This window comes from Paraburkholderia caffeinilytica (assembly GCF_046030355.1).
Classification (GTDB): Bacteria; Pseudomonadota; Gammaproteobacteria; order Burkholderiales; family Burkholderiaceae; genus Paraburkholderia; species Paraburkholderia caffeinilytica_B.
Genome location: NZ_JAQQCQ010000003.1, coordinates 341488 through 364329, shown reverse-complemented (window position 1 = coordinate 364329; position 22842 = coordinate 341488). Strand labels below are relative to the sequence as shown.

The 22842-nt window shown below is 61.6% G+C and carries 21 protein-coding genes; 6 read left to right on the top strand and 15 right to left on the bottom strand.

The features are described from left to right. The 7 genes from PQQ95_RS06345 to PQQ95_RS06315 form a co-directional block, all read right to left on the bottom strand. The gene (locus PQQ95_RS06345; protein WP_408435879.1) at positions 1-1200 is read right to left on the bottom strand and encodes a vWA domain-containing protein; all 1200 of its coding nucleotides are present in this window, start codon (positions 1198-1200) and stop codon (positions 1-3) included. Continuing rightward, on the bottom strand, positions 1194-2087 hold the full coding sequence (locus PQQ95_RS06340) for an AAA family ATPase (protein ID WP_408435877.1): 894 nt from the start codon (positions 2085-2087) through the stop codon (positions 1194-1196). The genes PQQ95_RS06345 and PQQ95_RS06340 overlap by 7 nt, the downstream gene beginning before the upstream one ends. Positions 2088-2102: 15 nt before the next feature. After that, on the bottom strand, positions 2103-2732 hold the full coding sequence (locus PQQ95_RS06335; RefSeq protein WP_408435876.1) for an SRPBCC family protein: 630 nt from the start codon (positions 2730-2732) through the stop codon (positions 2103-2105). A gap of 48 nt (positions 2733-2780) precedes the next feature. Beyond that, complete coding sequence (locus PQQ95_RS06330) at positions 2781-5189, bottom strand: aerobic carbon-monoxide dehydrogenase large subunit (RefSeq protein WP_408435874.1); 2409 nt, start codon at positions 5187-5189, stop codon at positions 2781-2783. A 16-nt stretch (positions 5190-5205) separates the two neighbouring features. Then, positions 5206-5730 (bottom strand): (2Fe-2S)-binding protein, encoded by a 525-nt coding sequence (locus PQQ95_RS06325; protein WP_408435872.1) that lies wholly within the window; start codon positions 5728-5730, stop codon positions 5206-5208. A 33-nt stretch (positions 5731-5763) separates the two neighbouring features. Next, on the bottom strand, positions 5764-6630 hold the full coding sequence (locus tag PQQ95_RS06320; protein ID WP_408435870.1) for an FAD binding domain-containing protein: 867 nt from the start codon (positions 6628-6630) through the stop codon (positions 5764-5766). 205 nt (positions 6631-6835) lie between these two features. Continuing rightward, complete coding sequence (locus PQQ95_RS06315; protein ID WP_408435868.1) at positions 6836-7450, bottom strand: OmpW/AlkL family protein; 615 nt, start codon at positions 7448-7450, stop codon at positions 6836-6838. 337 nt (positions 7451-7787) lie between these two features. Between PQQ95_RS06315 and PQQ95_RS06310 the strand changes: the two genes are divergently transcribed. Next, positions 7788-8603, top strand: coding sequence for a LytTR family transcriptional regulator DNA-binding domain-containing protein (locus tag PQQ95_RS06310; protein WP_408435866.1), 816 nt, complete (start codon positions 7788-7790; stop codon positions 8601-8603). 67 nt (positions 8604-8670) lie between these two features. On the opposite strand, the gene PQQ95_RS06305 is transcribed toward PQQ95_RS06310, so the two are convergent. Genes PQQ95_RS06305 through hyfB form a run of 7 tightly spaced genes read right to left on the bottom strand, consistent with a single transcriptional unit; the run spans position 8671 to position 16183 of the window. After that, entirely contained in the window at positions 8671-9003 is a 333-nt protein-coding gene (locus PQQ95_RS06305; RefSeq protein WP_408435864.1) for a hypothetical protein, read from the bottom strand. Positions 9004-9035: 32 nt separating this feature from the next. Further along, positions 9036-9563 (bottom strand): NADH-quinone oxidoreductase subunit B family protein, encoded by a 528-nt coding sequence (locus PQQ95_RS06300; protein ID WP_408435862.1) that lies wholly within the window; start codon positions 9561-9563, stop codon positions 9036-9038. After that, positions 9563-11110: a hydrogenase large subunit gene (locus PQQ95_RS06295; protein ID WP_408435860.1), complete on the bottom strand. Its 1548-nt coding sequence runs from the start codon at positions 11108-11110 to the stop codon at positions 9563-9565. Before PQQ95_RS06295 ends, PQQ95_RS06300 begins: the two co-directional genes overlap by 1 nt. A gap of 3 nt (positions 11111-11113) precedes the next feature. Further along, positions 11114-12574 carry a hydrogenase 4 subunit F gene (locus tag PQQ95_RS06290; protein WP_408435858.1) on the bottom strand — a complete coding sequence of 487 codons (1461 nt, stop codon included), beginning with the start codon at positions 12572-12574 and terminating at the stop codon, positions 11114-11116. Continuing rightward, positions 12567-13226, bottom strand: a complete 660-nt coding sequence (locus PQQ95_RS06285) for a formate hydrogenlyase (RefSeq protein WP_408435856.1) — start codon at positions 13224-13226, stop codon at positions 12567-12569. Before PQQ95_RS06285 ends, PQQ95_RS06290 begins: the two co-directional genes overlap by 8 nt. Beyond that, entirely contained in the window at positions 13227-14177 is a 951-nt protein-coding gene (locus tag PQQ95_RS06280) for a respiratory chain complex I subunit 1 family protein (RefSeq protein WP_408435854.1), read from the bottom strand. Beyond that, a complete protein-coding gene (hyfB, locus tag PQQ95_RS06275; RefSeq protein WP_408436130.1) occupies positions 14174-16183 on the bottom strand; it encodes a hydrogenase 4 subunit B in 2010 nt (669 codons plus the stop codon). The genes PQQ95_RS06280 and hyfB overlap by 4 nt, the downstream gene beginning before the upstream one ends. Before the next feature lie 373 nt (positions 16184-16556). Here hyfB and PQQ95_RS06270 point away from each other — a divergent pair, with 373 nt between their 5' ends. The 4 genes from PQQ95_RS06270 to PQQ95_RS06255 all read left to right on the top strand — a co-directional run bounded on the left by PQQ95_RS06270 (position 16557) and on the right by PQQ95_RS06255 (position 19282). Further along, positions 16557-17318: a YoaK family protein gene (locus tag PQQ95_RS06270; RefSeq protein WP_408435852.1), complete on the top strand. Its 762-nt coding sequence runs from the start codon at positions 16557-16559 to the stop codon at positions 17316-17318. Between the two features lie 251 nt (positions 17319-17569). Continuing rightward, positions 17570-18016, top strand: a complete 447-nt coding sequence (locus PQQ95_RS06265; protein WP_408435850.1) for a hypothetical protein — start codon at positions 17570-17572, stop codon at positions 18014-18016. A 155-nt stretch (positions 18017-18171) separates the two neighbouring features. Continuing rightward, positions 18172-18945, top strand: coding sequence for a fused MFS/spermidine synthase (locus PQQ95_RS06260; RefSeq protein ID WP_408435848.1), 774 nt, complete (start codon positions 18172-18174; stop codon positions 18943-18945). Between the two features lie 139 nt (positions 18946-19084). Beyond that, positions 19085-19282 carry a ribbon-helix-helix protein gene (locus tag PQQ95_RS06255; RefSeq protein WP_408435846.1) on the top strand — a complete coding sequence of 66 codons (198 nt, stop codon included), beginning with the start codon at positions 19085-19087 and terminating at the stop codon, positions 19280-19282. An 82-nt stretch (positions 19283-19364) separates the two neighbouring features. Here the strand turns inward: PQQ95_RS06255 and PQQ95_RS06250 are convergent, their stop codons facing one another. Then, the gene (locus tag PQQ95_RS06250) at positions 19365-20189 is read right to left on the bottom strand and encodes a spermine/spermidine synthase domain-containing protein (RefSeq protein ID WP_408435845.1); all 825 of its coding nucleotides are present in this window, start codon (positions 20187-20189) and stop codon (positions 19365-19367) included. Positions 20190-20561: 372 nt separating this feature from the next. On the opposite strand from PQQ95_RS06250, the gene rpoD reads away from it, so the two are divergent. After that, positions 20562-22553, top strand: coding sequence for an RNA polymerase sigma factor RpoD (rpoD, locus tag PQQ95_RS06245; RefSeq protein WP_408436127.1), 1992 nt, complete (start codon positions 20562-20564; stop codon positions 22551-22553). Positions 22554-22842 lie beyond the last annotated feature (289 nt).

The window sequence follows — 22842 nt, the reverse complement described above, 5'->3', positions numbered from 1 at the left end:
TCATTGCAAAACGGACAACACGTGCGGCAGCACGCGCTCGAGACTGGCGAGATCGCTTGCGCTGGTCATGAGGTCGAGATAAGGCAGGGCAGCCGCCATGCCGACGCTGCTCGGCGTGAAACCGGGACGGCCGGCCAGGGGATTCAGCCAGACGATGCACCGGCAACGGCGCCGCATCCTGCGCAGCGCCTGCTGCAGGAGCGTCGGATCGCCGGCGTCGTAGCCGTCGCTGACAATCATGACGGCGGTGCGCGAGTGCAGCAGCGCGGCCGCGTGCCGCTGATTGAATTCGTCGAGACTGTCGCCGATGCGCGTGCCGCCGGCCCAGCCGGCCGAGAGCAGTTGCAGCCGCTCCTGCGAGCGCCACGGGTCGGGGTCGCGCAACGCCTGCGCAATACCGACGAGCTGCGTGTGGAAAATGAAGCAATGCACGTCGGACAGGCGCGCGCTGATCACCCGCGCGAGGCGCAGAAAGAAGAAGCTGTACAGGCTCATCGAGCGGCTCACGTCCAGCAGCATGACGATGCGCGGCCGGACGCGCTGCTTGCGGCGCCACGCGAGTTCCAGCGGTACGCCACCATGAGCCACGCTCAGGCGGATGGTGCGCGCCATGTCGATGGCACGGCCTGACGCCGCGCGCCGTTCGCGCCGCATCTGCATGCCGCGCAGCCGCTGCACGAAGCGTCTGATGGCTTCGTCGATGGCGAAAAGTTCGTCGGGCTGATTCAGGTGGCGAAAATCCGCGTGCATGAGGGATGCTTCACGGCTCATGCCGTGCTCAGCGGTCTTGCCATCCGCCTGGGCGCCGTCGGCCCCGTGGCCAACCAGCGAGAGCGGCGTGCCTTCGCTGCCATCGCGCGCCGCGCCTTCGCCATGGGTCGTCAGTTTGCCTGCGCCGCCTACACGCGTTTCGACGAGTGCGTGGCGATTCGGCGCGAAAAAATAGGCATCGAAGAGTGCGTCGAAACGCCGCCATTCTTCGGCGCGCGAGCAAAGCCATGCGCGCAGGCTCCAGCGCAACAGCAGGCTATCGAATTGTCCGGTGCGTTGCGCGACGTCCATCGCCGCAGCCATGTCGCTGCTCGTCACGTGAAAACCGTTTTCGCGCAGCCATCCCGCGAAGCCGACATAGCGGGACATCATGGCGTCGGCCAGTTCTTGCGGCGCCGTGCCGGCGGCGCAAAGGCTATCGGTTAGCATGCGGCCGCCAGTCGTTCGACCACCGGACGCGTGAAGCCCGCCTGGTCTTCGCGGGTCTTCACCAGTGCCGAGAGCGAATCCATGATCCGGTCGATACCTTCTTCGTCGAAGGTGCTCACGCCGAGGCGCAGGAGCGCTGCCGCCCAATCCAGCGTTTCGGCGATACCGGGTTTTTTCTGGATGTCCATCTGCCGAACCGCCTGCACGAATTCGACCACCTGTTGCGCCAGTTTCGCCGGCATCTCCGGCGCCTGGGCGCGCACGATCGCCAGTTCCTTCCCGAAGTCCGGGTAGTCGACGTAGTGATACAGACAGCGGCGGCGCAGCGCGTCGGAAATCTCGCGGGTGCCGTTGGAGGTCAGGATCACGATAGGCCGCTCCAACGCGCGAATCACGCCCAGTTCCGGAATCGATATCTGGAAGTCGGACAGCAACTCGAGCAGATAAGCTTCGAACGCTTCGTCCGTGCGGTCGATTTCATCGATCAGCAGAACCGGGGCAGGCGTTGTCGTGATCGCTTCCAGCAGAGGGCGCTTGAGCAGATAGCGCTCGGAGAAAATGTCCTGCTCCTTGCTCGAGAGCGGCCGGTCATCCTGTTCGAGCAGCTTGATGGCGAGCAACTGGTGCTGGTAATTCCACTCGTACAGCGCCGAATGGACATCCAGACCTTCATGGCATTGCAGCCGGATCAGGCGCGTGTCCGACAGCCGCGCGAGCGCCTTGGCGACTTCCGTCTTGCCCACGCCAGCCTCGCCTTCGAGCAGCAGGGGCCGCCGCATTTCCAGCGTCAGCAGCAAGGTGGCCGCGAGGCTGCGCTCGGCGATGTAGCCGTGGTGCTCGAGGCGCTGCTGCAAATCCAGCACGTTGCTCATGCGGTCCGTGAACATGGCGGGCCTCGTCGCTCAGGCCGTCTTGCGGGAGAACAGTCCGTGCAGCCAGTCGCGCACGACCGCCCACGCGAGCGCGAGTCCGTTCAGCTCGGCGGCGCGCGCTGGGACGGGCGCGGCGGCTGCCGCTTGCGCGGTGGTTCCCGCCGCCGCAGCCGGATCATCGGCTGACGGCGCGGCTTGCGGCGCATCCGCGCTCTGGGCTAATGCGGCGAAGTTGGCGACGAACTGCTTGAGGATCTGGTCGGCCACCGTGTTCATCATCCGGCCGCCGAATGCGGCCGCCTTGCCGCTCATCGCGACTTCGCTTTTACCGACCAGCTCGCACGTTGCGCCGCTCGCCTGCACGGTCGCGACGAGATCCATCGATGCGCCGGACGTGCCCGTCGAATCCGAACCCTTGCCGACGAGATGCAGGGTGCGCTGTGTGGCGTCGAGTTCCAGGACTTCGATCGTGCCTTTGAACGACATCGCGGCGGGCCCGATCTTCACGGTGACCGTGCCCTTGTAATGCGTTGCGTCCACGCGCTCGGTGATCTTCGCGCCGGGCATGCAGCCGCCCACCGCCTCGATGTTCTGCAGGCACTGCCAGGCGGCATCCGCCGTGGCTGCCAGAGGAAATACCTTTTCGATGACGACTTTCATTGAATCATCCCCTGTATGTCCGGATCGTCCGTCCGGACTCGCACGCTACTACCGGGCGAGTCCGAGCGAGCGGCTTTGCTGCCACACGCGGTACGCGTTGTGAGGCATGTTCATGTGAGTGACGCCCAGGTGCGCGAATGCATCGACCATGGCCGAGGTGAAACACGGAATCGAGCCGACGTGCGGCGATTCCGCCACACCCTTCGCGCCGATCGGATGGTGAGGCGACGGCGTCACCGTAAAATCCGTCTCCCAATGCGGTGTTTCCACCGCGGTCGGCACGAAGTAATCCATCAGCGTGCCGCCCAGCAGATTGCCCGCCTCGTCGTACGGCAATTCCTGCCCCATCGCGACCGCGAAGCCTTCGGTGAGGCCGCCGTGAATCTGCCCTTCGATGATCATCGGATTGATGCGCGTGCCGCAGTCGTCGAGCGCGTAGAAGCGCCGCACCCGCGTTTCGCCCGTATAGCGATTGACGTCGAGCACGCACAGGTAAGCGCCGAACGGAAACGTGAAGTTGGGCGGATCGTAGTAATCGACCGCTTCCAGGCCCATTTCCATGCCTTCCGGCACGTTGTTGTAGGCGGCCCATGCGACCTGCTTGAGCGTCTTGAACTGCTCCGGCGACCCCTTGAGCACGAAGCGGTCGAGATCGAACTCGACGTCGTCCGGGCTCGCTTCGAGCAGGTGAGCGGCGATCTGCCGGGCCTTCTCGCGGATCTTGTGCGATGCCCGTGCAATGGCCGCGCCGGCGACCGGCGTGGAGCGCGATCCGTAGGTGCCGAGCCCGTAGGGCGCGGTGGACGTATCGCCTTCCTCGACCGTGATCACCGAAGCGGGAATGCCGGCCTCGGAGGCGATGATTTGCGCGTAGGTGGTCTGGTGGCCCTGGCCCTGCGTGATCGTGCCCATTCGCGCGATTGCCGAGCCGTCGGGATGCACGCGAATCTCGCACGAGTCGAACATGCCGACGCCGAGGATGTCGCACATCTTCGAAGGGCCGGCGCCGACGATTTCCGTGAAGGTGACGATGCCGATTCCCATCAGCCATTCCGCGTTCGGATCCGCGCGGCGGGCGGCCTGCTCGGCGCGCAGGGCAGGGTAGTCGACGGCGGCCAGCACTTTCCTGAGCGCGGGTTCATAGTCGCCCGAATCGTAGTCGAGCCCGAGCGGCGTGGAGAACGGAAACTGCTCCTTGCGGATGAAATTGCGCAGACGGATTTCGGCTTTGTCGATGCCGAGCTTCTGCGCGAGGACGTCGACCATGCGCTCGATCAGATAGACCGCCTCGGTCACCCTGAATGAACACCGGTAGGCCACGCCGCCCGGAAACTTGTTGGTGTAGACGCCGTCGACCGACACGAACGCGTTGGGAATGTCGTAGGAACCCGTGCAGACATGGAACATGCCGGCGGGCCACTTGGTCGGGTCCGCGCAGGCGTCGAACGCGCCGTGATCCGCGGTGACGTGTACGCGCAGCGCCTTGATCCGGCCGTTGCTGTCCGCGGCGAGTTCGCCGGTCATGTGATAGTCGCGCGCGAACGCGGTGGAGCTGAGATTTTCGGCGCGCGACTCGATCCATTTGACAGGCCGCCCCAGTACGATCGACGCCACGATCGCCACCACGTAGCCAGGATAAACCCCCACCTTGTTGCCGAAGCCGCCGCCGATATCCGGCGAGATGATGCGGATTTTCGACTCGGGAATCGAGGACAACATGCCGACCACCGTGCGCACGACGTGCGGCGCCTGCGAGGTGATATAGACCGTGAGGTCGCCGCGGACCTTGTCGAACGACGCCACGCAGCCGCAGGTTTCGAGCGGACACGGATGCACGCGCGGATACAGCATGTCCTGCCGGACGGTGACGTCCGCGTTGTCGAACGCGCGCGCGGTCTTGTCCTTGTCGCCGACGTTCCAGGTGAAGATATGGTTCGGATGCGTGCGGGCGCCGTGCGCGCCCGTCTGCTTGTCGCGGATGTCTTCCCGGATCACGGGCGCATCGGGTTCGAGCGCCTTCAGCGGGTCCACCACCACGGGCAGTTCCTCGTATTCCACTTCCACCAGTTCGGCCGCGTCGGCCGCGACGTAGCGATCATCGGCGACGACGAACGCGACTTCCTGATTCTGGAACACGACTTTCTCGTCGGCGAGCACGGCCTGGACGTCGCCCGCCAGCGTGGGCATCCAGTGCAGCTTGAGCGGTTTGAGGTCGTCCGCTGTCAGCACCGCGTGCACGCCCGGATGGGCGAGCGCGCGCGACTTATCGATTTTCAGTATCCGCGCATGCGCGTACGGGCTGCGCACCATGGCGCCGAACAGCATGCCAGGCATCTTGACGTCGTCGACATAAGTGCCTTTGCCCTGGATGAAGCGCGGATCCTCACGGCGTTTGCGCGAGCAGCCCATGCCTTCCAGCGCGGCGAGACGATCGAGATTGGCGTCGATATTTCCCATTGCGTTTCTCCCGATATCAGTGTGCCGACACTTCCGCCATGAGCGGATGCGAAGTCTGGACCGCTTCGCCGCGCAGCTTGGCGGCGGCATATTGCACGGCTTTCACGATGTTCTGATATCCGGTACAGCGGCAGAGATTGCCGGCCATCCAGTAGCGGATTTCCTCTTCGGTCGGATTCGGGTTTTCCTGTAACAGACGGTAGGCGCGCGTCAGCATGCCCGGCGTGCAGAAGCCGCATTGCAGACCGTGTTCCTGCATGAAGCCCTCTTGCAGCGCATGAAGCTCGCCGCCTTTGGCCAGTCCCTCGACCGTCAGCAGTTCCGCCTCGTCGGCCTGTACCGTCAGGAAGGTGCAGGACTTGACCGACATGCCGCTCACGTCCACCGTGCACGCCCCGCAATGGGATGTTTCGCAACCGATATGCGGGCCTGTATGCAGACACTTTTCCCGCAACGTGTGGATCAGCAGCTCGCGCGGCTCGACCACCACGTCTGTTTGCGTACCGTTCAGCTTGAACGACACCATGACCTTTTTGCTCATCTCATGTCCCCTTGATATGTGTCGGTACGCGTCTCACTGCTTAGCCCGCGTGAGCGCCGTGCGCAGCGCGCGCCGCGTCATCTCGCCCGCCATCGCGGTCTTGTATTCGATATCGCCGCGCAGGTCCTCCGTCGGCTCGCAGATGCTCATGGCGAGCCGCGCGGCTGCGTCGATGGCGGCCTCGTCGAGCGGCTTGCCCAGCAGCGACTGTTCCGCGCCGGTCGCGCGAAGCGCCGTTTGCCCGACATTGGTCAGCACAATGCGCACGTCGCTCACATTTCCGCCTTGCAGGCGAAGCGTGACCGCCGTGGCGGCGGTGGCGAAGTCGCCGGTCTTGCGCTTGAGCTTGGCGTAGCAATAGCCGGTTCCCGGCGCGGGCACCGGAATGCGGATTTCGGTCATGATCTCGCCGGCTTCGAGTTGCGTCATGTAGGTGCCGAGGCAAAAACCGTCGGCCGCCACAATGCGCTCGCCGTGTTCGCCGGTGAGCACGAACGACGCATCCAGCGCGATCATCAGCGTGGGATGGTCATTGCCGGGATCTCCGTGCGAGATGTCTCCGCCGATCGTGCCCCGGTAACGCACTTGCGGATCGGAAATCTGGCGCGCGCCCTCCACGAGCAGCGGGCATTTCTCCTGCAACACGGTCGACCAGACCAGTTCGTTCTCCGTCGTCATCGCGCCGATACGGATCTCGTTGCCGACTTCGCGGATGCCCTTGAGCTCGGTGAGTTTTCCAAGATCGATCAGATGCCCCGGCTCGGCGAACCGGAGCTTCATCATAGGCAACAGACTATGGCCGCCTGCCAGCAGTTTCGCGGTGTCGCCATGCTCGTTCAGCAACGAGATGGCCTCGGACAGACTGCGGGGAGCGTGGTATTCGAAAGGACGAGGTATCACGTGGGTCTCCTGGTTTTTATCGGTCGGCGAACGGGCGCGTCATCGGCCTGTATGTCGTAAGCATTTCACAGGACGACGCAGCAATTCAACGCAAGTTCTTCAACGGCGGAATAGGTGCGCCAACGGTCGGCTAACCGGCGTGAAATACGGCTAGTCCGTTGCGCGTCCAGCATGGGCGGGGGCGGGAAAACCTGTACGCCGGAAATCAGAACTTCACGCCAAAACCGAGGCCGATAATCCAGGGATCGATTTTCAGGGTGCCGATAGGCGCGCCGCCGAGCGTCGCGTCCGTCCTGACGAAGAGTTTCTTGACGTCCGCATTGACAAAGATCTTCTTTGTCACCTGCACGTCAACGCCGACCTGGAATGCCGGCCCGAAACTGTGGTTGCTGATCCCGACGCCCTGACCGCCCGCCTGCAGGGAATTGTTGTAGAACAACGTATAGTTCAACCCGGCGCCGACGTAAGGGCGGATCATTCCTTGCGGATTGAAATGCCACGCAACCGTGAGGGTGGGAGGCAGCAGGCTGACCCGGCCGAGTTCGCCGAGACTGGACGTCACCGTATGGCGTGTGATGCCGAGAATCAGTTCGACACCAATGTTATTCGTCGCCATGTAGGTGAAATCGAGCTCCGGGACGATGGAGTTGTTGACGTTCGTGCCGAGCGTCGATAACGTCCCCGAAGTCGATACATCCGGTTCAATGCTCAATACCCGGAAACGGGCCAATATATCGCCTTGCTCTGCCTGCGCGCAGGTTGTGCCGGCCACGGCCAATACAACTGCGGTGACGCATCTGGCAATCGGATGGCGTTTCATTTTGTCTCCCCAGTCGGACTTTATTTTTCAGGACGTGTCGCTACCGGCCGCCGGCGTCGAAAGGCAAGGCAGACGAGGCCAGCGGTCACGTGGTGTCCGCTGATCGCATCGCTGCGGCCTGTGTCTGATCGAGAAGAGAACTGGTTTACTCGACTGACGAAGCAGTACACTCCACTCAGCGTTTCACAACGCAATGCAGCAATTCAATGCCATTTTCCCGAGCGCCGCTTTGCCTGCACCAGTTGCCGGAAAACTTGCGTGAAATTTGGAAAAGGCATACAAAAGTTAAAAATCGCCATGCAAGCGAAGAAAATCCTACTTGTGCAGGAGACGCCGAATGAACCCGCTGGACCCAGCCCCGACATCGACGCTGCCCGCGCCCGAGCCACGCCGCAATGAGACCTTCCAGCACAAGCTGGAACAGTTCAATCCGGGGATGGTCTGGCTCGATGCGCAGGGGCATGTGACCGCGTTTAACGACGTGGCGGTGCAGATACTCGGGCCGGCGGGCGAACAATCTTTGGGCGTGAAACAGGACCGGCTGTACGGCATCGACGTGGTCAATCTCCACCCGGAGAAGAGCCGGGACAAACTGCGCTTCCTGCTGCAATCGCAGGATCCGGGCGGCTGCCCGGTCAAGTCGCCGGCGCCCGTTGCGATGATGATCAATATTCCTGACCGGATACTGATGATCAAGGTGTCCAAAATGACGGACAGTAACGGAATATGCGGCACATGCATGATCTTCTACGACGTTACCGATATCACGACTGAACCGGCCGAGTACCGGCAGGGGAATCTTGATCCGGCGCCACGACGGCTATTCAAGATTCCGGTCTATCAAAAGAATCGTGTCATCCTGATCGATCTGAAAGACGTCGTCCGGTTTCAGGGCGACGGCCACTACACGACGATCGTCACGAAAGACGATCTTTACCTCTCCAATCTGTCTCTAACGGATCTGGAACTCCGGCTGGATAGCAGCATTTATCTGCGCGTCCACCGCAGCCATATCGTCAGTCTTGCGCATGCGGTGGAACTGGTTAAGGCTGAAGAGAGCGTCAACCTCGTCATGGACGATGCGCAACGGACAGCCGTACCCGTGAGCCGGTCGAGGGCGGCAAAGTTGAAGGACATGCTCGGCGTGATCTAAGGGCGGCTCCCGACCCTGCGCCGGTCTCTCAGGAGCGGCGCAACAGGAATACCGGCCTTGGTACGAATCAGAACCTGTCCGCCTTGACAAGCGCGGCGAGCGCCGCTCGTTCTGCTGCGACATCCGTGCTGGCTGTCTGTGGCCAATCCAGAACAATTCCATCGTCCAGCGATTCCCGCACGAGCGATGAATAGTCCCATTTGCTCAGCTTCCCAGATTTCATCGCATCCGCGATGTCGCGCCGGAGATCGGGAGGGAAACTCGCAAAAGCAGCAGAGAGAGACGCGTACTGGCGCGCATCGATTTCGCCGGATGTACGAAACGAGGCCCAGCACACAACGGCGATAATCGCCATCAGCGGCACTGCGGTGTAACGAAGAATGAACTTGACGGGTGACATGAGAGAGAGTTTTTGCGAAGACTGTCGATACGCTATGGCGTGAGCGTTGTGTGTTTGACCCGAAGCGCGGTGCGAATACCTCTCAGAATATCAATGGGCGGTGGTGGACATCCGGGGATCGTCACGTCGACAGGAAGGAGCGTGGAAAGTGGCCCGCAGACGGCATAGCTATCCCTGAAGATGCCGCCGGTACATGCACACTCGCCGGCGGCGACAACCAGCTTGGGGTGGGGCGTCGCCTCGTAGGCCTGCCATACGGCATCCCTCATGTTCAGCGTCAGCGGGCCGGTAATGAGCAGCATGTCCGCATGACGGGGACTCGCGACGAAGCGGATACCCAGGCCTTCGATGTTGTAGTAAGGATTATTGAGCGCATGGATTTCCAGTTCGCAGCCGTTGCATGAACCGCCGTCGATCTCGCGGATGCACAGCGCGCGGCCGAGCACGTCGAGGATCTCCTGCTGGATCTGCTGGCTTTCGGTGTGCCATGCGTCGTCGCCTTGCGGCGCGCGTTCGTCCGGCGTGCCGGTCCGTGCGATCTGTTTGAGAAGTTGCCACATTACAGGTCGTGTCCCGCGTAGTTCAGATTGAACGATTTGTTGATCAGCGGGAAATCGGGAACGATATTGCCGATGATCGCATGTTCCAGCGCGGGCCAGTTTTGCCATGACGGGTCATGGCAGTGGCAGCGGGAAATGGTCCCGTCGACACCGGTCTCGAGGGCGACAAACACGTCACCGCGCCAGCCTTCGATCCAGCCGACGCCGCGCGACGGCGGCTGGTCGTGTTCGAGCGCGGTGACGATGTCGCCGTCGGGCAGGCCGGCGAGCAGGGTCTGGATCAGCCGGATGGACTCGTAGATTTCACCGAAGCGGACCGCGACGCGCGCTGCCACGTCACCCCGTGCGTCGCTGACCATTTGCGTCTGAACTTCGTGATAGGGCGCATAGGGGTGATCGACGCGCAGGTCGATTTTCTTGCCGCTTGCCCGACCCACGAGTCCGCACACACTGAAGTGCTCCACCACTTCCGCGGAGAGTATTCCTGATCCCGCGAAGCGATCCTGCAGTCCCGATTGATCGTCGTAGATGCGCTGCATCACGCGGACTTCCGCATCGATCCGGTCACACTGCGTCTGCATCGCTGCGATGAAACGGATATCGATATCCGTGGATACGCCGCCAGGGACGATCCGGTCCATGAGATAGCGATGCCCGAAAGCCTGGTCGTTGAGACGCAGCCAGTCTTCCTTCAGGCGTGAGAACTGTGCGAGTCCATATGCGAATCCGGCATCGTTTCCGAGCGCGCCGAGGTCGCCCAGATGGTTGGCAACGCGCTCGCGCTCGAGCATCAGTGCGCGCAGCCACTGCGCGCGTGGCGGCACCCATCCATTCAATGCGCGTTCGACCGCCATGCAATAAGCCCACGAAAAGGCGACTGTCGTGTCTCCCGCGATTCGCCCCGCCAGCCGATGGCCGAGCAACAGCGGCGTCCGTTCGAACAGCTTCTCGATACCCCGGTGCGCATAGCCGAGCCGCTCTTCAAGCCGCAACACCTTTTCGCCGACCACGGAAAAGCGGAAATGCCCGGGCTCGATCACGCCCGCATGGATCGGCCCCACGGCGATCTCGTGGACGCCGTCGCCATCGACGCGGACGAAGGGGTAGTCTTCCTCTCTGGACTGGAATCGCTCGGTGCCCGAGGCCAGTTTTTGCAGCGGATGGTAGAAGCTCGGCCAGTTGCCATGATTCATCCATGGCCGTGTATCGGCTGCGCCGATTGCGTGCAGTCCGAGCAGATCGCGGACGGTTCGCTGCATCCGTGCCGCGCACGGAAAGATGGTCGACAGGTCCGGGTAGCCGTGTTTTTCCACTGGCAATTCAAGCCAGAGAATGCCGTCTTCCAGCGCATACGCCGCGGAGATGACGAATGCGCCCGCCAGCGCTTCAGCGCCCCACAGGGAAATCAGCCGGCCGCCGCTCTCCCGCGCTGTCCTTGCCGTTTTTGTCCATGCGTCGGAATCCACGCTCGCCAGAAAAGCCGAAGACCTGCCCGTGAACGCGGACAGGCGAACCAGATTGGGAAGCCCGAGTGCCTCGATGCGCATATGTCACCCTGCGATCATGGCCGCCGCCTGCCGATACCACGTCGCAAGATAGGGCGGAATGTAGAGTCCCAGCATCAAGCCGATGCCGAGATGGACGAACACCGGCAGCAGCGCCGGCGAGTGTTCCAGGGGCTTGACGGTCGTCTCGCCGAACACCATGCCCTGCACCCGCGCAAAGATTGCCGCGAACGCGACGGCGAGCGCGAGCAGCAGGAAGGGCGTGGCCCATGGGAGTTGGCGCATTGCGGTCGTCAGGATCAGGAACTCGCTTGCGAAGACGCCGAATGGCGGCATCCCCAGGATCGCGAGCGTGCCGAGCATCATCCCCCACCCGACGGTCGGGCTGACACGTATCAGGCCGCGGATGTCGTCGATCACCTGGGTGCCGGCTTTCTGGGCCGCATGCCCGACGGTGAAGAAAACGGCCGACTTCACCAGCGAATGTACCGTCATGTGAAGCAGGCCCGCAAAGGTCGCGATGGGGCCGCCAAGCCCGAAGGCGAACGTCATCAGCCCCATGTGCTCGATCGACGAATACGAAAAGAGCCGCTTGACGTCTTTTTGCCGGAACAGCGAAAACGTCGCGACCAATACCGAAACAAGCCCGAAGCCGATCAGCAGGTTGCCCGCCAGGCCGTTATGGAGTGCGCCGTCGGCCAGCACCTTGCAGCGCAGTACCGCGTAGAGCGCGACGTTGAGCAGCAGGCCGGACAGCACGGCCGAAATCGGCGTAGGCCCTTCGGCATGCGCGTCGGGCAGCCAGTTGTGCATGGGCACGAGACCGACCTTGGTGCCATACCCGATCAGCAGAAACACGAACGCGAGCGACATGATGGTCGGGTCGAGACTTCCTTTGACCGCGTTCAGGCTGGTCCAGAGCAGTGCTTCGTCGCCGCCGAGTTGCCGGCTCGCGGCAAGATAGAGCAGGATCGTGCCGAACAGCGCCTGGGCGATGCCGACGCCGCACAGAATGAAGTACTTCCACGCGGCTTCGAGGCTGGCTGCGGTGCGATAGACGCTGACCAGCAGCACCGTCGCGAGCGTGGCGGCTTCCATGGCGACCCAGAGGATGCCCATGTTGTTGGTGAGCAGCGCGAGCAGCATCGCAAAGATGAACAGCTGGTACATGCAGTGGTAAAGACGCATGCGCGGGCCGTTCATTCGGCCGCGGTCCCGCTCGATGCGCATGTACGGCCGCGAAAAGATCGACGTGGTCCAGCCGACGAAGGCCGTCAGCGTAACCAGAAATACGTTGAGCGGATCGACGAAGAAGAGCTTGCCGAGCGCGAATGCGGGCCCGTGCGCCACCGTTTGCACGGCGAGCAGCGCGGCGGCTGCAAAGGTCAGGAAACTGAACCCCACGTTGAGTTCCGCGGCGGCATGGTGTTGTCCCACGAGCGCCAGCGTTGCGCCTGCGAAGAGCGGGATGGCGAAAACCAGCAGCAGTACCCAGGCCTCAGTCATCTTTGAGTTTTTCGAGGTGGTGAATGTCCAGACTGTCGAACTGCTCGCGGATCTGGAACATGAATACGCCGAGGATCAGAATGCCTACCAGCACGTCCAGCCCAATGCCGAGTTCGACGACCATCGGCATGCCGTTCGTTGCCGCAGCCGCAGCGAAAAACAGGCCGTTTTCCATCGACAGGAAACCGATCACCTGAGGGATTGCCTTTGCGCGCGTGATCATCATCATGAACGACAGCAGCACGCAGGCAAGCGCGATGCCGAGCGTGCCGCGCGCAACCGATGACGCGAGCTGGCTGACCGGCGAGGCGACGTTGAACGCGACGATGACGAGCACGATACCGATCAGCAGCGTGGCGGGAATATTGAGGAGCGTCTCGACGTCTGTCCTGACGTTGAGGCGCTGCACCAGCTTGTAGAGAATCCAGGGAATCAGTCCGACTTTGAGCACCAGGGTCAACAGCGCGGAAATATAGAGGTGCGTGTCGGCGGTGACGTATCCGAGGATCAGGTTGGCGGAGACGAGCGTCATGCCCTGCAGCGTGTAGAGGTGGATCAGCGACAGGATCCGCCGCTGGCTGAGCATCGCAAACGACAACAGCAGCAGGATGGCGGCCAGAAAGTTGATGATCTGCGTGGCGAATCCGTGCATTCACGCCCCCAGCAGAAAATGGACGAGCATCCCGATCACGGCCAGCAGGAAAGCCGTCGCGAGAAACTCAGGGACGCGGAAAATACGCATTTTCGCGTTGCTCGTCTCGACGACCGCAAGCGCCGCGCCGCCCACCAGCAACTTGATGAAGAGCGCAGGAATCGCGAACAGCAGCGCAGTCGGATTGCCGGCCTCGGCGATGCCCCACGGAATGAACAGGGCAAGACCGATGCAGGAGTAGGCGAACAGCTTGAGACTGGCGGCCCATTCCATGAGCGCGAGATGGCGGCCCGAATATTCGAGGATCAACGCCTCGTGAATCATCGTGAGCTCGAGATGCGTGGTCGGGTTGTCGACCGGCAGACGCGCGTTCTCGGCGAGCGAGACCATCGTGAACGCGATGCCGGCGAAGGCAAGGCTCGGGTAGATCGCCAGTTCGCGATGACTGAGCGTGGCAACGATGCTGGTCAGCAAGGTGGACTGCGTGATGAGCGACGCCGAAAACAGCACCATCAGCAAGGCGGGTTCCGCGAGGAAGCCCACCAGCATTTCGCGGCGCGCGCCGAGCGTGCCGAACGCGGTGCCGATGTCCATCGCCGCCAGCGAAAGCGTCACGCGGGCCAGCGCGAAGAGGCCGACCAGCGCGATTGCATCTGCGGCAGGTGAGAGTGGCAGGTCGGTCGAAAGCGTCGGCACGATCGCACACGCGAGCGTCATGCATGCCCAGACAACGTAAGGCGCACCGCGGAATATCGGGCTGGCGTGGCCGGCGACCACGGATTCTTTGTTGAACAGCTTGTGAAGCATCCGGTAGGGCTGCCAGATGCTCGGCGCGCGACGGTTTTGCAACCGGGCGCGGCACATGTTGACCCAGCCCGTGAGCAACGGTGCGGCCGCGAGTGCGAGCAGGATCTCGAGTCCTTGCGAGATCAGTCCGGAGAGCGTGATCATCGTCTCACCAGCATCAGAAGCACGATCAGCACGAGGAAGCTATGCATCAGATACAGGGCGATGCGGCCGGTCTGAAGCCGCCCCGCGAGTGCGGCGATGCGCATGACCAACCGTTCCAGCGGCGCATAGATCAGGGTCCACGCGCGATCCGTCACGGTGACGCTATACACGGGGTGTGAGTCGAACGGCGACGGCAGCCTGCGCTCTATTTTGAATAGCGGCGTGAAGATTTCGCGGATGGGCTGCCCGAACCCTTCAGCGGTGTCCTGCATGCGCGCGGTCACGAACGGATAGCCGCAGGCCCATGGCGCCGCGCGCCTCAGGCGTCCATGGTAAAGACGGCGGACCAGTAGCCAGGCGAGCCCGCAGCACGCGCAGAAAAACAGCAGAAAAACCGCCGGCATATAGCTGGCCCGGTCCACGCTGGTAGGCGCAAGCAGCAGCCAGCCATTGCGGGCGACGGCTGCGCCGATGCCGGTTCCCACCAGCATCTGGGTGACGCGGTCCAGCACGGCCACGAACTGCACCGGCAGAAGCCCGAGCAGTACGCATATTGCTGTGAGCCAGACGAAGCCGATCCGTTCCCAGCGGCTCGCGTCGCGTGCTTCGGCCAGCTTCGTCTCTCTCGGTTGACCGAGAAAGACAATGCCGAAGAACTTCACCATCGTGTAACCCGCAAGCGCGGCCACCAGCGCGATCAACGCCGCAACGAGCGGCACCACCATGTTCAGAAACGGATTCGGCAAACCCGGCGTGAACAGAAAGCTCTGCAGCAGCAGCCATTCGGAGACGAAGCCGCTCAACGGCGGTAGCCCGGCGCTCGCAAATGCGCCCACCAGCGCCGCCCATGCCGTCCACGGCATGACGCGGATCAATCCGCCCAGACGCCCGAGATTGCGTTCGCCGGTGGCATGCAGGACGGAACCTGTACCGAGAAACAGCAGACTCTTGAAGGTCGCGTGGCTTGCGATCTGGTAGAAGAGGGCCGTCAGCGAGAGCGCGGCCAGCGTGTTCATGCCGTACGCGCGAAACAGGATCGCCAGTCCCATGCTGACGAACATCAAACCGATGTTATCGATCGACGAGTACGCGAGCAGCCGTTTCATGTCCGTCTGGATCGCGCTGAACACCACGCCGAACAGGGCGGTGAAGAGTCCGAGCGCCAGCACGAAAACGCCCCACCACCACAGCTGGATATGCAGCAGGTCGAACACCGTGCGCAGGATGCCGTAGAGACCCGCCTTCAGGATAAAGCCGCTCATGAGGGCCGATACCGGCGATGGTGCAGCCGGATGAGCCTCGGGTAGCCACACATGGAGGGGGAAGATACCCGCCTTGGCGCCGAAGCCGAACAGCGCCAGCAGGAATGCGGCGGAGGCCCAGAATACGTCGAGATGCTGCTGACGCATGTTGGCGAACGTGTAGTCGCCGGTATTGGCTTGCAGCAAGCCGAAACACAAAAGGAGCGCTAGCGCGCCGACGTGGGAGATCAGGAAGTAGAGGTAGGCGGCCCGGCGGATCTCCGCGATGCGGTGATTGGTCATGACAAGGAAAACCGCCGACACGGTCATCGTTTCCCATGCGACCATGAAACTGTACGCATCGTCTGCGAGCAGCAGCGCCGCCATGCTCGCGAGGCACACGTGATATTCGAAGCAGAGCAATCCGGGCGGCGTGCCTTCACCCTTGCGGAAATAGCCGGCCGAGAACGCGCTCACGCCGGTGCTCACCACGCCCAACACAGCGAGGAAATACGCTGACAGGCCGTCGAGCCGAAGATGAAAGGAGAGGTCGGGCAACCCGAGCGGCAGGACGATTTCCTGAGGACCGGCAAAAACGCCAGTCAATCCCAGTCCGAACAGAACCAGGCCAAGCATTGCGCCGACCGGAAACAGCCCGTGCGCCACCAGCCGCGTTCGCCGCAGGCTGGCGAGCCCGAGGGCGCCCACGACCAGCCAGCCTGCGACGACCAGTAGCACGTAATGGATGACCAGCAGGTGTTCCACCACCGTTGTCTCCGATGCTGTTAAACGTCTGGTTCGACGGCCCGCTTGCCGGATGAAGGGACGCGTCGAAGCCATCGAGCGGGATTACGTCCGCGACGCCAGGCTTGTCCTGAAGGTATTCCGCCGCATCACCAGACCGGCAGGTGAATCGAGTTACCAGTTTATGATAATAGCGTTATCATCCTAGCAGCTTTATCGAGATGGTTCCACAGATGACGCCCCGGCGACCTCCGTGGGAAAGTCATCGCGTCCGTTCGGGCCATCGCCGACACGGACCTCACATCACGCATGGAATTTCAGAAACAGCTTGCCGCACCGGCTCCTGCATGCGCCGGCGCGGCTCGGTGCATGCAAACACAGGAGTCGATACCTGATGCCAGCAGACTATTTCCGGACCCTCACGGGGAAGGACCGGACTGCCAGGGGCGACCGGCAGCTCGGTTTTTCGCTTGCGTTCGTGGCCGGCGCGACCAATGCCGGCGGCTTTCTTGCGGTGAAGCAATACACGTCGCATATGAGCGGCGTGGTATCCGCGATTGCCGACCAGGCTGCGCTGGGCGACTTTTCGCTGGTCCTGGCAGGTGCCGGGTCGCTGATCTCGTTCCTGCTGGGTGCAGCCTGTTCGGCGGTGCTCGTCAACTGGGGGCGGCGCAGGCGGCTGAATAGCCAGTTCGCTTTGCCCCTGTTTATCGAAGCCAGCCTGCTTCTGTGTTTCGGCGTGCTCGGCAGCCATCTTGCGTTGTGGGAAACGCTGTTTGTGCCTGCAACGGTTGTGCTTCTCTGCTTCATCATGGGTTTGCAGAACGCCATGATCACCAAGCTGTCCGGTGCTGAAATCCGTACCACTCACATGACGGGCATCGTGACCGATATCGGTATCGAGCTCGGCAAGCTCTTCTATTGGAATTCATCGCGGGAGGACGTTGCCGCGCCTCATGTGCTGGCGAATCGTGCAAAGCTGAAAGTGCACGGGACGATGCTGGTCCTGTTCCTTGTCGGAGGCCTTACGGGGGCGGTGGGGTTCAGGCATGTGGGGTATGCGGCGACGACTCCGCTCGCGGCCCTGTTGATCGCGCTGGCAATCGTGCCGTTGATTGACGATCTTCGCAGCCGGATCTACCGGCTCGACCGCTGATGAGGCTGAGGCAGTGGGCTGCGGCCCCTTTATTTTTTCCGGTCGCGCTTGCGCCGCCGCGCGCGGGAGTCACCGCCGGGAGCAAGAATGTGCTGCCCGACCGTCATGCACATAGTATGATAATGTAATGCACATTAAAGTTATCTAATACGATAACGACGGTTGTTGACGGGTGCCATTCATGTTTCCGAACCTGAATGCCCGGATCGTGCGAGACGGGGTGTTCGCCCGCGCCTCGAAGGAAGATTGACATGATTGACACCAGTATTTCTCTTCTCTCCCATGACTACACGCATCGGTTCTTGCGCGACCTGATGGGCAGCCGCGGACTGATTGTCATCGGCGTGGGCAGTGCGGGCGAGCGTGGATTCCAGATGCTGTACCGGTTCTCCGACATCTGCGACAGCCTGCAAGATTGCGGGATCAATGTCATCTTCGTCTATCAGAAGGAATCGGCCCGCCATGTCCAGGACACGACCTCGCTTTTCGGGGCGCGATATAGACAACGGCCCTGTCTGTTTCTGGACGACGACGGGCAGTTCTTTCGTGCTTCACTGCGTCCCAAGTCGCTTCGGGTGGTTCATCTGGATCGGGAAATGAAGCGGGTCGGGAAGGTCGACATTGCGGTGGGAGATGAAAGCTGGGACCCACAGTTGCGCGCTTTCCTTGCGCAGCGGGCCGCAAGTTCCATGCATTGAGTGGGGGTCATGTCTCTCAAGATGAAGCCCGGTACACGCCTACGTAGCCGGGTCACAGGGCACGACGAAATAGCAGCGCTCGAGGCACTGTCTGTCATTTTTCACTCGCTCGCCAACCGATCACGCCATGACTCGCACCTGATGACACTCAAGAGATGCTCAAGATAGGAAAGAGAAATCCAAACAGGCCGCTGGTCATAGAAAACGATCAGGTTGTTTCGTTGTACTTTGATGCGCGTGGGGTCCAGAGCACAATGCTGCGGCACGATCCCTATGCGCTTGCGTTGGGGTACACGCGGACCATGATGGGCTTTCTGTTATTCCGGCCATCCCCATGCCGCATTTCGATGATCGGCCTGGGCGGCGGTTCACTGGCGAAATACTGCTATCGCCATCTGCCGGATACCGCGATTACCGCCGTCGAAATCAATCCGGATGTCATCGCGCTGCGTGACCGGTTCCACGTGCCGCGCGACGATGGGCGTTTCACGGTGGTCTGCGCGGATGGTGCACAGTACGTCGCCGTTCCGAATCATCGGCCCGACGTGCTGCTGGTCGACGGCTTTAATGCCGACGGTCTGCCGGCGAGGCTGGGCAGCAGCGAATTCTATGAAGCCTGTCGCCGCAGGCTAAGCGACGACGGTGTATTGGTGGCCAATCTGGTGACGGACGAACCCGATTTCCATCGCTACCTGCGCTCGCTCAGGGAAGTCTTTGCCGGCGCAATTGCTTTGGCGCCGTCGGAAGAGAGCGAGCACAACCTTACCGTTTTTGCGTGGAAGGGGGCTGACGGGCTTCCGTCATTTCCGGCGATGCTCGATCGGGCGCGCGCGCTTCAGGCCCGGCACGCGCTGAATCTTCATGCCACGGCCACGCGCATCGAGTACGGCAAAAGATTTAACTGGAGCCGATATGAACAGGCGGAATGAACGAAATTACCCGCTGTGTGCAGACGATTTCACGCTTATGGCCGACACCGTTTAGGTAGGCATGCTATCGCGCGACGAAGATGACTCGAGTCATCTCGATGTATTATAATCAAATTAACATATCTGGACTCTGCCCGTCATGGAAACGAAAAGCGCTCGGCTCACGATTTTAATCGATCCTGTGAAGAAGGAAGCGTTCGAGAAACTGTGCGCAGCGCAGGACCTGACGCCCTCACAGGTGATTCGGCAACTGATCCGCGAGTACCTTGAGCAGCACGGCGTCAGCTACAAGACAAAGAGCGCCATTGGTGCGCGTCCACGTCGGAAAACTGCCTGAATCGCGCTGGTTTCACGTCGCCGGTTCGATCCGCCGGGAATCGGCTGCCCGTCATTGACCGGGCTGCGGGCCATATTTGCTGTCAGCGCCTGTTCGATTCCGGCTTCTGTCCCGATGCCCAATCCAGGGCGAGTCTCGTGCCTTGCTTCAGGCGACGCGCGGTACCGCGCAAGTTCAGCGGATGTATCGTTGCAAGGGCGTCCGCATGCGCGAGTAGCACGTCCCGGGATGGCAACCTTGGCGCACCCTTCCACGCAAATAGCGTGTAGTTGCAGCTGTCCTCTGCCATGAATATGGAGAGCGACTCACCGAACGCTGCACGTGCCTCTTCCAGATAATAGGGAATAAGAGGATCGTCCTCGACGAAATTGGCGACGAGTATTCCATCGTCCGCGAGCCGCGCGTGGCAAGCCGAGTAAAACGCCGCGTTACCCAATTGCGCGGGCATGCCGTGTGCCAGAAAACCATCCACCAGAATCACGTCAGGGCGCGCGTCGCCGCTCTTGACGTATTCCGCACCGTCCGCGCAGATCACCTCGAGTCGCTCGTCATCGGGCGGGATATGGAATGTGTCGCGCAACGCGATGACTCCGGGGTCGATTTCGATAGCCACTATCCGTGTATCCGGAAGATGCCGGTAGCAGAACTTGAGCAGTGACCCTCCGCCCAGACCGATCATGGAAATTCTGCCGGGCGTGGGCTGCAGCAAAAGAAATCCCATCATGGTCCGCGTATAGCCGAGCATCAACTTGTCCGGATCACGCCGGGACATGAAGCTTTGCGTGGCCAGCAGATCGAAGTGCAGCGAAAGCGCATTGGCGGTTTCCAGCACAACGGGCGTACCGTCTGCAGGCGGCGCGGCAAGAAACTCCATATAAGCGTTGAAGGACGTGTGAGTGTGATCCATGCAGTGGTCTGGGCGACGTTGATGCTTGGCTCTTCAGCCTCGCGATACTCGGGATAGGCTTCGTGCAGCCTCACTGAACTGGATTCGCCGATGGCGCGGCGAGGTTAACTAAATTTGCAGAAGATGATAATGATATTATCACGTCAACCGTTTCAGCCGCCACCATGCAACGGGTCATGGGCAGAAGGTCCGGCAAGAGATTCTGGTATCTGAACGGGCCCAGCCGGTCCGCTTGCGTGGCGCGCCCCCTTTGGCACAGCAAACCACGTGAAGAAAACAGGAGGCGCGGCTGCGCACTGAACCCGGACGTGATACTCAAAGAGGAGCGACGGCGTGACGAAGAGGGCTGTGAAGGGGCAGGTGCAGGTGCAGATGCAGGTGCAGGGCACGGCAGCGGAGGGCGCAGTTCTGCCGCGGGCCACCTCGCGACGGACGAAAGCAAAAGCACGTGTGCAAGGAGCGGTTGCGTCGCTGCCGGATGAAGCCGCCGTAGAAAACGACAATGGTCGCGCAGACCTGAAGGCGTTGATCAAGCTGGGAACCGATCGTGGTTTTGTGATTCGTGGAGAAATCAGCGATTGTCTGCCTGCGCACCTCGCGCAACCGGACGCGATCGAGAACGTAATCAAAGCGTTCAGCGACATGGGCATTGCTGTATTCGAGCAGGCGCCGGATGCCGAGTCGATGCTGATGCACGATCATGCGGTTGCGGTTTCGTCCGACGAACAGGTCGAGGAGGAGGCCGCCGCAGCTATCTCGAGCGTAGACGCGGAGTTTGGCCGCACCACGGATCCCGTGCGCATGTACATGCGGGAAATGGGCAGCACTGAGCTTCTTACCCGTCAGGGCGAGATTGCCCTTGCGCGACGCATCGAAGAAGGGCGCAACGACATGATCCGGGCCATTTCTTCGTGCCCGGCAACGATCGCCGACATCCTGGCGATCGCTGACGGCGTGGCCGGTGGCGAGACGGCCATTGAAGAGCTCGTCGATGGATTGATCGACCCGACAGCAGCAGACACGGACGAGCTTGCCCCGGCCGTGGAGGATATCGCCGATGATGCCCTCGCGTTCGCCGATGATCCGTGTGACGAAAATGAAAACGAAAGCGAAGATGACGACGGCGCCGAATCCGGCGATCTGTACCTCCAGACCCTGAAGCATGACGCGCTCGCGAAGTTTGCGAAGGTGGCGGACTGGTTTGAGCAACTGAGGAATGCATACGAAGTAGAGGGCTATGGTTCGGAACCTTATCGCGCCGCACAGGCGGCGATCGAGGCCGAACTGATGACGATCCGCTTCACGGCGCGCACGATCGAACGCTTGTGCGGCGCATTGCGGCTATCCGCCGACGAAGTTCGAACCATTGAGCGGGAAATCGCGCGGATCGCGGTCGAGCGATGTGGTGTGCCTCGCGACACGTTTATCGCGCATTTTCGTGGTAACGAGACCAACGTTGCGTGGGCTCGGCAACTGGTTGCGGCGGGGCAACCGTTCAGCAGCGTGCTGGAAAGAAATCTCCCTGCGATCCAGCTGGAGCAGGAAAAGCTGCTTGCGCTGCAGAAGCGGGTCGTGTTGCCGCTCGACGATTTCCGTGAGGTCTGCCGCGCAATGACCGCAGGTGAGGCCAAAACACTGCGCGCGAAAGGCGAAATGATCGAGGCAAATCTGCGGCTGGTGATCTCCATCGCTAAGCGGTACACGAATCGCGGCCTGCTGTTTCTCGACCTGATACAGGAAGGCAATATCGGGCTGATGCGCGCCGTCGACAAGTTCGAATACCGCCGTGGGTACAAGTTCTCCACCTACGCGACGTGGTGGATCCGGCAGGCCGTCAGCCGGTCGGTCGCGGATCAGGCGCGCACCATCCGGGTCCCCGTCCACATGATCGAATCGCTCAACAAGCTGAAGCGGATCTCACGCAGGATCCTGCAGGAGACAGGAAGTGAACCCGACGCCGCTGTACTGGCGCAGCAGATGGACATGCAGGAGCACAAAGTTCGGGCGATGCTGCGGATCGTCAAGGAGCCGGTTTCTCTCGACGCGTCCGTTGGGGAAAACGACGATACATCGGTAGGTGACCTGATCGAAGACGCCAACGCCATTTTGCCCGACGATGCAGCGCTCCACGCCAGCATGCGGGACGCCGTCAGCGAGGCGCTCATGTCGTTGACGCCGCGCGAAGCGAAGATTCTGCGGCTGCGTTTTGGTATCGAGAGCGGCAGGGACCACACATTGGAAGAACTCGGCGAGCAGTTCGAGTTGACCCGCGAGCGGATCCGTCAGATCGAAGTCAAGGCGCTTCGCAAGCTGCGGCATCCGGCCCGGTCCGAGCGCTTGAAATCGTTCCTAAGCGAGGAATAGAAGCCGGCCGCAATGTGACGAAACCGCGCTAGCCTCCAAACCCATCCAGATCTATCGCTGCGCGTTCAATGCGTGAGCAGAAGCATCAGTGCGTAGAAGATGCGTCGCATGATGGAGAGGACTCCATGGTAGTTATGCCGGTATAGGCGCTAGCTACCACGCCAGCAATCGCCCAGAGGCGTGATATCACGGTATTTCTGGATGATGCGATGGGATGTCATGGTATAGTGGCATACTCTAGGTGGTTGATTTTAAATGATAAATTTTCTTCAGGCCGGATGGCCGCGGA